This is a genomic window from Pseudomonas sp. OV546 (assembly GCF_900116845.1).
In the GTDB taxonomy this organism is placed as follows: Bacteria; Pseudomonadota; Gammaproteobacteria; order Pseudomonadales; family Pseudomonadaceae; genus Aquipseudomonas; species Aquipseudomonas petroselini.
Genome location: NZ_FPCE01000007.1, coordinates 356,853 through 370,498, shown reverse-complemented (window position 1 = coordinate 370,498; position 13,646 = coordinate 356,853). Strand labels below are relative to the sequence as shown.

Below are 13,646 nucleotides of genomic sequence, written 5' to 3'. Positions count from 1 at the left end.
TACCTCCTGATCATGCGTATTAACCTGTAAACCATGTCCCCGGTTAGAAATGTAAACGATGTCCCCGGTTTGTACCGGGGCAAGCCCCCTCCCACAGTTTGAACTGCATACATCAGGTAGATATCAGCCTGCTTTTGCCCTGCTTTGCCCTACTTTTGATCTGGCTTTGATCTTGATCTTAGGCGCCCCCCAAATCACTGTCGGATTACGGGCACACCGAGCCTAGGCGAGGTGCCGAGTGTTGGGGCAAGAGCCTTTTGCTTACTTTTGGGCTTTTCAAAAGTGAGCCGCTGTAAGAGCGGAACCATAAGCCGCCGTTACCTAAAAAACGGATATGTACTCCAATGATCCAGCCCCGCGCCTTTTCGCCCAGCGGACTGCCGCTCCCCCCCGTTTGCCGTTATACTCGCCGGCTTTCAAAAGTTCGCCAACGAGTGCTGCCCGCCATGGAAATCAACCCGATCCTTAACACCATCAAGGACCTGTCCGAGCGCTCCGAAACTATTCGGGGGTATCTTTGACTACGATCAAAAGCATGAGCGTCTGACCGAAGTCAATCGCGAGCTTGAAGATCCGGCTGTCTGGAACAAACCTGAATACGCCCAGGAGCTGGGCCGCGAGCGCGCTGCGCTGGCACAGATCGTCGACACCCTCGATGAGCTGAACACCGGCCTGGGTGATTGCCGTGACCTGCTTGACATGGCCGTCGAAGAAAACGACGAAGGCGCAGTGGGCGATGTCGTCGCCGAGCTGGCCCGTCTCGAGGAAAACCTCGCCAAGCTTGAATTCCGTCGCATGTTCAGCCATGAAATGGACCCGAACAACGCGTATCTGGACATCCAGGCCGGTTCCGGCGGCACCGAGGCCCAAGACTGGGCCAACATCCTGCTGCGCATGTACCTGCGCTGGGCCGACAAGCGCGGTTTCGACGCGACCATCATGGAGCTGTCGGCCGGTGAAGTCGCGGGTATCAAAGGCGCGACCGTGCACATCAAGGGTGAGTACGCCTTTGGTTGGCTGCGGACCGAGATCGGCGTTCACCGTCTGGTGCGCAAGAGCCCGTTCGACTCCGGCAACCGTCGCCACACCTCGTTCTCCGCCGTGTTCGTCTCGCCAGAGATCGACGATAAGGTGGAAATCGAGATCAACCCGGCCGACTTGCGTATCGACACCTACCGCTCCTCTGGTGCCGGTGGTCAGCACGTAAACACCACTGACTCGGCCGTACGGATTACCCACGTACCGACCAACACCGTGGTCAGCTGCCAGAACGAACGTTCCCAGCACGCCAACAAGGACACCGCCATGAAAATGCTGCGGGCCAAGTTGTACGAGCAGGAAATGCAGAAGCGCAACGCCGCTTCCCAGGCGCTGGAGGACACCAAGTCGGATATCGGCTGGGGTCACCAGATCCGTTCTTATGTGCTCGATGCGTCGCGGATCAAGGATCTGCGCACTAACATCGAACGCAGCGACTGTGACAAGGTGCTCGACGGCGATATCGACGAATACCTGGAAGCCAGCCTGAAATCGGGCCTGTAAAAAGACTGTAGGAGCCGGGGGGACGCAGCGTCCCTGCCCGGCGATCCCCAGCCGAAGGCTGGGGGCAACGAACCTGTGATGGAATTTCAAAAGACATGAGCGACCAACAACTCGACCCGCAAGCCCTGCAACAGGAAGAAAACTCCCTGATCGCCCTGCGCAAGGAAAAGCTGGCTGCCGAGCGCGCCAAGGGCAATGCCTTCCCCAACGACTTCCGCCGCGAAAACTACTGCGATGCCTTGCAGAAGCAATACGCGGACAAGACCAAGGAAGAGCTGGCAGAGGCTGCGATTCCGGTCAAGGTGGCAGGTCGCATCATGCTTAACCGTGGCTCGTTCATGGTGATCCAGGACATGACCGGGCGTATCCAGGTCTACGTCAACCGCAAGACCCTGTCCGAAGACACCCTGGCCTCGGTGAAAACCTGGGACATGGGCGACATCATCGCCGCCGAAGGCACCCTGGCCCGTTCCGGCAAGGGCGACCTGTACGTGGAAATGACCAGCGTGCGCCTGCTGACCAAATCCCTGCGCCCGCTGCCGGACAAGCACCACGGCCTGACCGACACCGAACAGCGCTATCGCCAGCGCTACGTTGACCTGATCGTCAACGAAGACGTGCGCCAGACCTTCCGCGTGCGGTCGCAAGTCATCGCCCACATCCGCAGCTTCCTGATGCAGCGTGACTTCCTGGAAGTGGAAACCCCGATGCTGCAAACCATCCCCGGTGGTGCCGCAGCCAAGCCGTTCGAAACCCACCACAACGCGCTGGACCTGGAAATGTTCCTGCGTATTGCGCCTGAGCTGTACCTCAAGCGCCTTGTTGTTGGCGGCTTCGAGAAGGTGTTCGAGATCAACCGCAACTTCCGTAACGAAGGCGTCTCGACCCGTCACAACCCAGAATTCACCATGTTGGAGTTCTACCAGGCCTACGCCGACTACGAAGACAACATGGACCTCACCGAAGAACTGTTCCGTGAATTGGCACAGCTGGTTCTGGGCAGCACCGACGTGCCTTACGGCGATAAGGTGTTCCACTTCGGCGAGCCGTTCGTGCGTTTGTCGGTATTCGATTCGATCCTCAAGTACAACCCTGAGCTGACCGCCGACGACCTGAACGACATCGACAAGGCCCGTGCGATCGCCAAGAAAGCCGGCGCCAAGGTGCTGGGCTTCGAAGGCCTGGGCAAATTGCAGGTGATGATTTTCGAAGAGCTGGTGGAGCACAAGCTCGAGCAGCCGCACTTCATTACCCAGTACCCGTTCGAAGTGTCGCCGCTGGCCCGTCGCAACGATGACAACCCGAACGTCACCGACCGTTTCGAGCTGTTCATCGGCGGCCGCGAAATCGCCAACGCCTACTCCGAGCTCAACGACGCGGAAGACCAGGCCGAGCGCTTCATGGCCCAGGTGGCCGACAAGGACGCCGGCGATGACGAAGCCATGCACTACGATGCTGACTTCGTACGCGCCCTGGAATACGGCATGCCGCCCACCGCCGGTGAAGGTATCGGCATCGACCGCCTGGTGATGCTGCTGACCAACTCGCCGTCGATCCGTGACGTGATCTTGTTCCCGCACATGCGGCCGCAAGCGTAACCGTAGCGAAATCCGAAGCCGCCTTTTATAAGGCGGCTTTTTTATGTGGCGTTTATAAGCGTCAAGCAAACAGCGCCAGGTTTTGAACTATTCAAGGATGTGTGTCGTGAACCGCGTAATGGCTCAAGAAGGTGCCGCCGGCATTGCTGCTGCCGTGGCTGAAAGCGTCCAGTACCAGGGCCGCAAGGCCAGCCGTCGGGGCAGCGAGCAGCGCAGGCAAGACATTCTCGATGCCGCCATGCGCATCGTGGTGCGTGACGGCGTACGGGCTGTGCGCCATCGGGCAGTGGCGGCGGAGGCGGGGGTGCCGTTGTCGGCCACCACCTACTATTTCAAGGATATCGATGACCTGCTCACCGATACGTTTGCCCAATACGTTGAACGCAGCGCCGCGTTCATGGGCAAGCTGTGGGTGCGTAACGAAGGCCTGCTGCGTGAAATGGTCGCCTATGGTGACGGCAGCCCCGCCTCGCGCTCGCAGTTGGCCGATGACATTGCGCGGCTGACCGCCGACTATGTGCTACGCCAATTGACCAACCGTCGCGAACACCTGATGGCCGAACAGGCTTTTCGCCAGGAAGCCTTGCTCAACCCGCGCCTGGCGGAGCTGGTGCGCTCCCATCAGCAAATTCTGTTGCAGGGCACCGGGCAGTTTTTCCAGGTGTTGGGCTCCCGCGAGCCGCAACAGGATGCCAAAGTGTTGACGGCGATAATCAGTCGGATGGAATATCAGGGCCTGTTGGGCGGCGCAGAGCCTCTGACCGGTGAAGAAATGCTTGAGATCCTCAAGCGTTACATGCATTTGGTGTTGGCCTCGGTCTGACACCGGGGGATGTCCAATGAAAACCTGGCGTTTAGTTGTAATCGCCTTGTCGTTCCTGCTGCTCAGCGGTTGCCTGGTGACCTTCAAGGAGCCGCTGCCGGCCCATGAAGCCGCGCCGCCGGCCCTGCTGGGCCAATGGACCAGCAAAAACGCCTGGGGCGAGCCGCTCAACCTGCACATCACCCGCGTCGGCGAGCACCGTTATAAAGCCGTGAGCTACCCTACAGCCAAGCCAGGCCAGCGTGACGAGTACCTGTTCAGTGTGTCGCGCCATGGCAACCGCTGGTACCTGTCAGCGCCGTTGCCGGCCAAACTGGGCGGGCATTTCATCCTGGCGGGTTTTGAAATCAGCGAAAAGCACGAATTGGTGGTCTACACCCTCGACCTTGAGCAGATTCATCAAGCGATAGGCCAAAAAAACTTGCATGGCAGTACTGTGGAAACCGTCGAAGGCGCCGGGGTGCTGGTCGACAGCCCCTTGGACCAGGTGTTTGCCTACCTGGATGACCCGGCCAATGCCGATGTATTCGTAGAGGCCGTGCGCTACCGGCGTGCGGGCAAATAACGTTTAAAGAGGAAGCACCGGGTGGACGATTACCAGCAGACGATACGCACTTTGTCTGATCGCATTGTGCTGGCGCAAACACCGATTCGCGTCCTCGACGCCGTGAAGTGGGACGAGAACATTCGTCAGGGGTTCCTCAAGGCCAAAGGTAAGGAAATGCCGGCGGTTGACCGTGATTACTATCTCAACCGGCCACTGGCGTTCGACTCCAGCGCGGTGAAGCTGGAGTTCCAGAACATCGAGCGCGACATCACCCGCAGGCTCGGCCAGTTCAGCCCGGTGGGGCAGATCATGCGCCGCATGTGCCGGGAATATCGCATGGTGGTGCGCATGCTCGAAGCGCGTGGCACCGAGGATTTCGGCCTGATTTCCCAGGAACTGTATGGCGCCGCCTCCGATGCGTTCCACGCCGGCGACCCGACCCTGGCCGACCTGGGCCTGATGCTGTCCGACTACCTGAACAATATCGACGGCCGTGGCGACCTCAAGGACGAAGCCAAGACGCTCACCGCCAAGGACGCCGTCGCTCTGCTGCAAACACGCCTGAATAAAGTATTCGGCGAGGCTGAAGAAACCATCCGCGTGTTCGAGTCCGACGGTATCGTCGCCGACGCGGCGGCGGGCGCGGACTACATCAAGATCCGCGCCGACGCGATGTTCAACGATCGCGACGTGCGTGCCCTGGAGGTGCATGAAGGCCTGGTGCACGTGGGCACCACCCTCAATGGCCAGAACCAGCCCATCTGCACCTTCCTGTCCAAGGGCCCGCCGTCGTCCACTGTGACCCAGGAAGGCTTGGCGATCCTGATGGAAATCATCACGTTTGCCTCCTACCCGAGTCGCCTGCGCAAGCTGACCAACCGCACCCGCGCCATCCATATGGTGGAGGAGGGTGCCGATTTCCTGCAGGTGTTCGAGTTCTTCCGCGAGCAAGGCTTTGAGATGGCCGAAAGCTACGGCAATGCCAGTCGCGTATTCCGAGGATCGGTGCCGACCGGTCTGCCGTTTACCAAGGATCTGTCCTACCTCAAGGGCTTTATCATGGTCTACAACTACATCCAGCTGGCCGTGCGCAAAGGCAAGCTGGAACAAGTGCCGCTGCTGTTCTGCGGCAAGACCACCCTGGAAGACATGCGCACCCTGCGCCAACTGGTCGACGAAGGCCTGGTGGTGCCGCCCAAGTACCTGCCCGAGCAGTTTCGCGACATGAACGCGCTGGCGGCGTGGATGTGCTTCTCCAACTTCCTCAACCACCTGAGCCTGGATCGGATCGAGGCGGATTACTCCAATATCCTTTAAACCGTGGTATTCGCGAGGCTTCAACGGATGAGAATCCTCGGCATTCTATGCCTGCTCCTCACATTGAACGGCTGCAGCTCATTGCTGTTCTACCCCGAACCCGGCCTGCCGTTCACGCCGGAAAAAGCGCACCTGCAATACCGCGACGTCACCCTCACCACCGCCGACGGTGTGAAGCTCCACGCCTGGTGGCTGCCGGCCAAGCCTGGTGTGCCGCTCAAGGGCACGGTGCTGCACCTGCACGGTAACGGTGGCAATCTGGCCTGGCACTTGGGTGGCAGTTGGTGGCTGCCCGAACAGGGCTACCAAGTGCTGCTGCTGGATTATCGCGGTTACGGTTTGTCGCAAGGCAAGCCCTCGCTGCCCGCGATCTATCAGGATGTGGATGCGGCCTTCAACTGGATCGACAAAGCGCCTGAAACCCAAGGCCAGCCACTGATCGTGCTGGGCCAAAGCCTGGGCGGTGCGCTGGCGGTGCACTACCTGGCCGCGCACCCGGAGCGCCAATCCCGGCTCAAGGCGCTGGTGCTGGACGGCGTGCCTGCCAGTTATCGTGACGTAGGACAATTCGCCCTGAGCACCTCCTGGTTAACATGGCCGTTTCAGGTGCCGTTGTCCTGGCTGGTACCGGACGCCGACAGTGCGATCCATGCCATGCCTCAGCTGACCGGCGTGCCGAAGCTGTTGTTCCACAGTCTGGATGACCCGATCGTGCCCGTGGCCAATGGCATTCGCCTGTACCAGGCCGCCCCGCCGCCCAGGGTGTTGCAGTTGACCCGAGGCGGTCATGTACAGACCTTTGCCGACAAGACTTGGCAAACCGTGATGCTGCGTTACCTCGATGACCCGCAGCACTTCAACGGCCTGCGGCGGCTGGGCGAAATTCCGAACTACCCCACTCCTAACGTTGATTCATCAGAGAGCCCGCAATGAGCGAAGAACGCAACATGATCCCGCTGATCCTCACCGGTATCGGCACCATCATCGGTACCGTCGGTTGCCTGTGGTACTACGGTTACCTGCACTTCGCCAAGCCGGAAGATGCGCTGTTGCTCAGCGATTTCACCCTGCTCAAGACCGTGCCGGGCGAGGACTACAAGATCTCGCTGACGCCGGCCGCGCAAGTGGCGCAGTGCGTCGATGGGGTGCTGGTCATGTTCGATACCGAGCAGAAAGGCCTGAGCGGCGTGCTGGTCAACAACAAGAAGCAGGCCGTGCGTTGCATGGGGCAGGAAACCCCTAAATTGCAACAATGAACGCGGTTTTTATCGGTGTGGGAAAGCTCCGTTTTGCTTACCGATTAATGATTTAACGCCTGTCAGGCGCTCGGCCGGCCGGAACCAGCCTCGCTTGCTCACCACTGATAATGGACTGATTGGCAATGCTGATCAGTCCATTTTTTTATGAGTCTGGAGTGAGCATATATGGCAGGTATAAACGGAATATCGGGCGTAGGCAGCATGGGTAACGGTGGTGATGTCGGCGGTGGCGCCCCGTCAAGTCAAGGCCTTGATCAGCAGATCCAGGACGTTCAAAGTAAAATTAAAGACCTGCAGTCACAAAGTGCTAAAGGCGGACAGGGCAGCCAGGGCGGAGGTGAGCTCGAGGAACTGATGAAGCTGCTGGAAAAGCTGCTTAAACAAAAAAATGATCAAGGTGCACAGGGTGCGCAGGGCGATCAAGGCGCGCAGGATGGTCAAGGTGGCGCTCAGGGCCAGGGCCAGATCCAAATGCCGGAGACTCAGGGCACAGGCAAGGTGGGCGGTTAAACAGCGGCCCTTTTGAACCGCCCTTTTGGGGCGGTTTTTTCATTTTGATACAGCTATTCAGCTTGTCGCGAAATGTGTGGCGCAGCACTTCATGCAGTTGCTGTGGAAATTTCGGAACCGTTTCTTCTCAAATGCCACAAAAAATGCGGCAACCTACATAGATTGGGTCGAGGATGAAAATACATATTCCTGTATTGGAAAACATGTTGGCCATGGCAAGGCAGCATGTAGCGCTGGAACAGGAAGCCGCTCGCAGGTACAAGCGCGATCAACAAATGGATGAGCAGGCGGGCGCGAAGATTGAAATGCCAGCCGAGGACACGAATCGCACTATTCAGTTTGATGAGTCGAAAAAAAACCCACCGTGAGGTGGGTTTTCTTATATTGCGCTAATCAATCAGTTAGCAACGGAAGACCGTGGCTTGACCGGCTGGTTGTCGTTGGAGATGGTCACTTCAACGCGGCGGTTCATGGCACGGCCCGATACGCTGCCGTTGTCGGCAACCGGGTATTCCTTGCCATAGCCCTGGGTCACGATGCGGGAAATATCCACACCCTGTTGGGCCAGTGCGCGTTGTACCGAAGCCGCACGGCGCTCAGACAGGCTCTGGTTGTACGAGTCGGAACCGGTGCTGTCGGTGTAGCCTTCGACGATCACTTTACGATCCGGGTTGTCGCGCAGGAACTGAGCCAGTTTGGTGATGTTCACCAGGCCGCTGGATTTCAGGTCGGACTTGTTGGTAGCGAACAGCACGTCACCGAACGTTACCAAGGTGCCGCGATCAGTCTGCTTGGCATTCAGGCTGTCTTGCAGTTGCTTGATCTGTGCATCACGGGCGTCCAGCAGGGCGCGGGCGCGTTCGTCACCGGCGTTTTTCAGCTTGGCTTCGGATTCGCGCAGCACGATGGTGTCTTTGGCCACTTCAACGCGCTGGTTGGTCAGGTAGGCCAACTGGTCGACTTTCTTCTCGTCTTCCTTATCGCGGTAGGCCTTGTCAGCCTTGTCCAGCCATTCGCTGGCGTCCTTGGTTTCCAGCGCCGCCAGCTTGGTGGCTTGCGGGTTGGTTTGCAGGGCCGAAAAGTTGGTCCGTGCGTTTTCCAGGTTCGCGTTCGGCGGGGTGGAGCAGGCCGCCAGTGCAACGCTCATCGCCAGCAGGGCAGGGATCATCAATTGTTTACGCATAGTCGTGTCGTCCTTTCAATTCGATATCAGGTGCGATGCGGTCAAGGGGTGCGTCTTACTTCTGCTGGATAGCAGCCGGGCGCATGCCTTCCTTACGCAACTCATCAACAGCCTTCTGGGAATCCTTCACAGCCTGTTCAGCCTTGGCGGCCTGGGACTTACGCTCGGCGACGCGAGCATCCCACTCGGCTTGTTCAGCCAGGCGACGGGCTTCGTCGTAGTTCTTGTCGTGCATGGCAATCTCGGCTTGCTTGAGCTTGTCCTGGGCCGACTTCATTTCTACAGCTGCGTACTCGGTGCCGCCGGCGCTGACAGCGCTGTTGACTGCGGACTGGGTCACCGCGTACTGCTCGGTCGGAGGATTGCCGGCGCAACCCGCCAGAACGAAGCTGGTGCCGATTGCCAGCGCGGCCAATTTGAGCCCGCGCAGGTGGTTAAACGAGGATTTGGCAGTGCTGGTCTTCATCGTCTTCAACTCCATTGGATAACTCCTGAAAAACATTTAAATCCATGTCACTGGAGTGCGGCTGAGGACCTGGCGATAAAGCAGCAGAAGCCCTTTCAAACGGCCGTTCCAAGTGATGGCTTACTGGCTGTGACCGGAGGCTTTTTTCAAAAGTTCAGAGAAGATGGCGATTTGCCTAAAAAAATATCTGACTGATCGGTCAGTGTAAAAAAACTTGGAACTTCTGCGTTGCGCAGCGGTACGCCGGGCGCGTGAAGTGCCCGGCGTACAAGGGTTTGGCAGGGTCGTATCAGTGCTTCTGTTCGTCGCTGCTGGCGGACATATCATGCAGATAACGCCGCGACAGCGTCAGGAAGCGAGGGGTAGGACCGACGTCTTCATACAACGGATCGCCCTCTTCATCGGTGGCAATCACCTGCTGGCCCTTGATGTACGGAAAGCTGGCTTCCAGCTCTTCGAGGGCGGCGCCGATCAGCTCGCCGAGCAGTTCTTCAGTGTGGCGCTTGGGGTACATTTCGGCGATGGCCGCCAGCCTCGCGGCAGACTCCACATCCAAGTGGATGGCGTACTCGGTCTTGGTCAAGCGACCCTTGGCGTTTTCTTCCCAATGCTGGGCCAGTTCTCGGATTTTCATGGCAACCTCAATAAAGCCCGTGATGGCAGGCGGTGATGAGTGACCAGTCGCTGCATGGATAAACGCAGGCGACTCAGTGTTGAGACTAGCTGCAACTCACAAGGTTTAAAGTCTTGTCATAAATCGACGCCAGCGGCACTCTGACAGACCTGCGCGTCCCGGATTTCTGGCTGGAGATTGGCTGATGAGTGATATCGATGCACGCTTGCGTGAGGATGTTCACCTGCTGGGTGAGCTGTTGGGCAACACCATTCGAGAGCAGTACGGCGATGCTTTTCTCGACAAAATCGAGCAGATCCGCAAAGGCGCCAAGGCCGACCGACGCGGGGCCGGCGATGAATTGAGCGCGAGCCTCAATCAGTTGCAGGAAAACGAACTGCTGCCGGTCGCCCGGGCGTTCAACCAGTTCCTCAACCTGGCCAATATCGCCGAGCAATACCAACTGATTCACCGGCGCGATGAGTCGCAACCGGCACCCTTTGAGTCCCGCGTATTGCCGGAATTGCTCGCCCGCCTGCAAAGCGAAGGGCACAGTAACGAGTCCCTGGCCCGCCAGTTGGGGCGCCTGGAAATTGAATTGGTCCTCACCGCGCACCCGACCGAGGTGGCGCGCCGCACCTTGATCCAGAAATACGATGCCATTGCCGCCCAACTGGCGCTGCAGGATCACCGTGACCTCACCACCGCAGAGCGCGAGCAGATTCGCCAGCGCCTGCAACGCTTAATCGCCGAAGCCTGGCACACCGAAGAAATCCGCCGCACCCGGCCCACCCCGGTAGACGAGGCCAAGTGGGGCTTTGCGGTGATCGAACATTCCTTGTGGCACGCCATTCCCAATTACCTGCGCAAGGCCGACCTGGCCCTGCACGCCGCCACTGGCCTGCACTTGCCGCTCGAGGCGGCGCCGATCCGCTTCGCTTCGTGGATGGGCGGCGACCGTGACGGCAACCCGAATGTCACCGCGCCGGTCACCCGTGAAGTGCTGTTGCTGGCACGCTGGATGGCGGCCGACCTGTACCTGCGTGATATCGATCACCTGGCGTCCGAGCTGTCGATGCAGCAAGCCAGCCCGGCATTGCAAGCCAAGGTCGGCGACAGCGTCGAACCCTATCGCGCTCTGCTCAAGCAACTGCGCGAACGCCTGCGGGCCACGCGCCAGTGGGCACATACGGCGTTGAGCAGCAGCACGCCAGCGCCCGCCGAGGTGCTGCAAAACAATCGCGACCTGCTGGAGCCGCTGGAGTTGTGCTACCAGTCGTTGCACGAGTGCGGCATGGGCGTGATCGCCGACGGGCCGCTGCTCGACTGCCTGCGGCGTGCGGTGACGTTCGGTTTGTTCCTGGTACGCCTGGATGTGCGCCAAGACTCCAGCCGTCATTCGGCGGCCATGACTGAAATCACTGATTACCTCGGCCTGGGGCGTTACGAAGACTGGGATGAAGAGGCGCGCATCAGCTTCTTGATGAAAGAGCTGGCCAATCGTCGACCGCTGCTGCCGGGGTATTTCAAGCCGTCGGCGGATACTGCCGAAGTGCTCAACACCTGCAAGGAAGTCGCCGCCGCCCCCGCCGCATCGTTGGGCTCGTACGTCATCTCCATGGCCGGCGCTGCGTCGGACGTGTTGGCGGTGCAACTGCTGCTTAAAGAGTCGGGCGTGCAACGGCCGATGCGCGTGGTGCCGCTGTTCGAAACCCTGGCCGACTTGGATAACGCCGGCCCGGTGATCGAGCAACTGTTGCTGCTGCCGGGATATCGCACGCGTTTGCAGGGCCCGCAGGAAGTGATGATCGGCTACTCCGACTCGGCCAAGGACGCCGGCACCACCGCCGCTGCCTGGGCGCAGTACCGGGCGCAGGAGCGGCTGGTGGATATCTGCCGCGAGCAGCAGGTGGAACTGTTGTTGTTCCACGGTCGCGGTGGCACCGTCGGTCGTGGCGGTGGCCCGGCCCACGCGGCGATCCTGTCGCAGCCGCCGGGTTCGGTGGCAGGACGGTTCCGGACCACTGAACAGGGCGAGATGATCCGCTTCAAGTTCGGTTTGCCGGATATCGCCGAGCAGAACCTCAACCTCTATTTGGCGGCGGTACTGGAAGCGACGCTGTTGCCACCACCGCCTCCTGAACCGGCCTGGCGCCATTTGATGGACGAATTGGCGGCAGACGGTGTCAGTGCTTACCGCGCCGTGGTGCGGGAAAATCCGCAGTTCGTCGAGTATTTCCGTCAGTCCACGCCGGAACAGGAGCTGGGCCGCTTGCCGCTGGGCAGTCGCCCGGCCAAGCGACGTGCGGGCGGGATTGAAAGCCTGCGCGCGATCCCGTGGATCTTCGGCTGGACCCAGACCCGCCTGATGCTGCCGGCCTGGCTTGGCTGGGAGGCCGCGCTGAGCAAGGCCCTGGAGCGCGGCGAAGGCGAACTGCTGGGGCAGATGCGCGAGCAGTGGCCATTCTTCCGTACCCGCATCGACATGCTGGAAATGGTGCTGGCCAAGGCCGACGCCGATATCGCCCGTCTGTATGACGAGCGCCTGGTGCAGCCAGACCTGCTGCCATTGGGGACGCATTTGCGCGACCTATTGTCGCAGGCATGCAGCGTGGTGCTTGGCCTGACTGGCCAGTCGCAATTGCTGGCGCACAGTCCGGACACCCTGGAGTTCATCCGCCTGCGCAACACCTATCTCGACCCCTTGCACTTGTTGCAGGCCGAGTTGCTGGCGCGCTCCCGTCAGCAGGAAGCGGCACAAGACAGCCCTCTGGAACAGGCGCTGCTGGTCTCCGTGGCCGGTATTGCTGCCGGTTTGCGTAACACCGGCTAAGGTTTTTTGCGTGTTCTCAACGGCTTGCAGATAAACCACGACGGCCGCCCTGAAAAGGGCGGTCGGCGTTTACGAGGCCGGGTTGCACTCAGGCACACCCTACCTATGACGCATGCACGGCGCGGGTTCCTGCGACTTTTGGCGGCTTGTGTGGTTAAGGCCTGCTGTGTATCTTGATCAGCCTTTGGCCGTTTGGGCGGCCCGAATTCTATTTTTACGCGATTGGCCCCCCGCGGCGAATCCGAGCGTCATCTCTATAAAAAAATTGAGGAGCACATCGATGCGCGTCATTCTGCTGGGAGCTCCCGGGGCCGGTAAAGGTACTCAGGCAAAGTTCATCACTGAAAAATTCGGCATTCCGCAAATCTCCACCGGCGACATGCTGCGTGCGGCCGTCAAGGCGGGCACCGAGCTGGGCCTGATCGCCAAGAGCGTGATGGACAGCGGTGGCCTGGTTTCCGATGACTTGATCATCAACCTGGTCAAGGAACGCATCAGCCAGGAAGACTGCAAGAACGGTTTCCTGTTCGACGGCTTCCCGCGCACCATTCCCCAGGCTGAAGCCCTGGTGAAGGCCGGCGTCGAGCTGGACGCCGTGGTTGAAATCGCGGTTGAAGATGAAGAGATCGTCCAGCGCATTGCCGGTCGTCGTGTTCACGAAGCCTCGGGCCGCGTGTACCACACCGTCTACAACCCGCCAAAAGTTGAAGGCAAGGACGATGTGACCGGCGACGACCTGGTGCAGCGCAAAGACGACACTGAAGAAACCGTGCGTCATCGTCTGTCGGTCTACCACTCCCAGACCAAGCCGCTGGTGGATTTCTACCAGAAGCTGTCCGCTGCCCAGGGCAAGCCGAAGTACAGCCACATTCCTGGCGTCGGCTCGGTCGAAGCGATCACTGCCAAGGTGCTGCAAGCACTGAGCTGATCCCTCGACGGCTTCACGGATAACGGC

General features: G+C 59.7%; 14 protein-coding genes. 11 read left to right on the top strand and 3 right to left on the bottom strand.

Going from position 1 to position 13,646, the window contains the following annotated elements; genetic code table 11:
- Positions 1-446 precede the first annotated feature (446 nt).
- The 9 genes from prfB to BM403_RS18555 all read left to right on the top strand — a co-directional run bounded on the left by prfB (position 447) and on the right by BM403_RS18555 (position 7,964).
- Positions 447-1,542 (top strand): peptide chain release factor 2 gene (gene prfB, locus BM403_RS18595; RefSeq protein ID WP_096236834.1). Its coding sequence is split into 2 segments (ribosomal slippage): positions 447-518 and positions 520-1,542, totalling 1,095 coding nucleotides; the frame shifts between segments, so codons are not numbered across the junction.
- A 95-nt stretch (positions 1,543-1,637) separates the two neighbouring features.
- Entirely contained in the window at positions 1,638-3,140 is a 1,503-nt protein-coding gene (gene lysS / locus BM403_RS18590; RefSeq protein WP_012722555.1) for a lysine--tRNA ligase, read from the top strand.
- Positions 3,141-3,246: 106 nt separating this feature from the next.
- Positions 3,247-3,963 carry a TetR/AcrR family transcriptional regulator gene (locus BM403_RS18585; RefSeq protein ID WP_080567166.1) on the top strand — a complete coding sequence of 239 codons (717 nt, stop codon included), beginning with the start codon at positions 3,247-3,249 and terminating at the stop codon, positions 3,961-3,963.
- A 16-nt stretch (positions 3,964-3,979) separates the two neighbouring features.
- Entirely contained in the window at positions 3,980-4,528 is a 549-nt protein-coding gene (locus BM403_RS18580; protein WP_046036623.1) for a hypothetical protein, read from the top strand.
- Between the two features lie 21 nt (positions 4,529-4,549).
- Positions 4,550-5,827 carry a flavohemoglobin expression-modulating QEGLA motif protein gene (locus tag BM403_RS18575; RefSeq protein ID WP_012722558.1) on the top strand — a complete coding sequence of 426 codons (1,278 nt, stop codon included), beginning with the start codon at positions 4,550-4,552 and terminating at the stop codon, positions 5,825-5,827.
- A gap of 27 nt (positions 5,828-5,854) precedes the next feature.
- A complete protein-coding gene (locus tag BM403_RS18570; RefSeq protein WP_043204885.1) occupies positions 5,855-6,760 on the top strand; it encodes an alpha/beta hydrolase in 906 nt (301 codons plus the stop codon).
- On the top strand, positions 6,757-7,083 hold the full coding sequence (locus BM403_RS18565) for a PA3694 family proteiin (protein ID WP_043204887.1): 327 nt from the start codon (positions 6,757-6,759) through the stop codon (positions 7,081-7,083). Before BM403_RS18570 ends, BM403_RS18565 begins: the two co-directional genes overlap by 4 nt.
- A gap of 168 nt (positions 7,084-7,251) precedes the next feature.
- On the top strand, positions 7,252-7,596 hold the full coding sequence (locus BM403_RS18560) for a hypothetical protein (protein WP_175538084.1): 345 nt from the start codon (positions 7,252-7,254) through the stop codon (positions 7,594-7,596).
- Positions 7,597-7,769: 173 nt separating this feature from the next.
- Positions 7,770-7,964 carry a hypothetical protein gene (locus BM403_RS18555; RefSeq protein ID WP_012722562.1) on the top strand — a complete coding sequence of 65 codons (195 nt, stop codon included), beginning with the start codon at positions 7,770-7,772 and terminating at the stop codon, positions 7,962-7,964.
- 29 nt (positions 7,965-7,993) lie between these two features.
- Here the strand turns inward: BM403_RS18555 and BM403_RS18550 are convergent, their stop codons facing one another.
- The 3 genes from BM403_RS18550 to BM403_RS18540 form a co-directional block, all read right to left on the bottom strand.
- Positions 7,994-8,779 (bottom strand): lipotoxin F family OmpA-related lipoprotein LptF, encoded by a 786-nt coding sequence (locus tag BM403_RS18550; protein ID WP_012722563.1) that lies wholly within the window; start codon positions 8,777-8,779, stop codon positions 7,994-7,996.
- Between the two features lie 55 nt (positions 8,780-8,834).
- Positions 8,835-9,260: a DUF4398 domain-containing protein gene (locus BM403_RS18545; RefSeq protein ID WP_016979851.1), complete on the bottom strand. Its 426-nt coding sequence runs from the start codon at positions 9,258-9,260 to the stop codon at positions 8,835-8,837.
- 274 nt (positions 9,261-9,534) lie between these two features.
- The gene (locus BM403_RS18540; RefSeq protein ID WP_012722565.1) at positions 9,535-9,879 is read right to left on the bottom strand and encodes a hypothetical protein; all 345 of its coding nucleotides are present in this window, start codon (positions 9,877-9,879) and stop codon (positions 9,535-9,537) included.
- A 184-nt stretch (positions 9,880-10,063) separates the two neighbouring features.
- On the opposite strand from BM403_RS18540, the gene ppc reads away from it, so the two are divergent.
- Both ppc and adk read left to right on the top strand, forming a co-directional pair.
- Positions 10,064-12,691 (top strand): phosphoenolpyruvate carboxylase, encoded by a 2,628-nt coding sequence (ppc, locus tag BM403_RS18535; protein ID WP_093544161.1) that lies wholly within the window; start codon positions 10,064-10,066, stop codon positions 12,689-12,691.
- 280 nt (positions 12,692-12,971) lie between these two features.
- A complete protein-coding gene (gene adk, locus BM403_RS18530) occupies positions 12,972-13,619 on the top strand; it encodes an adenylate kinase (protein ID WP_012722567.1) in 648 nt (215 codons plus the stop codon).
- The last annotated feature ends 27 nt before the right edge of the window (positions 13,620-13,646 follow it).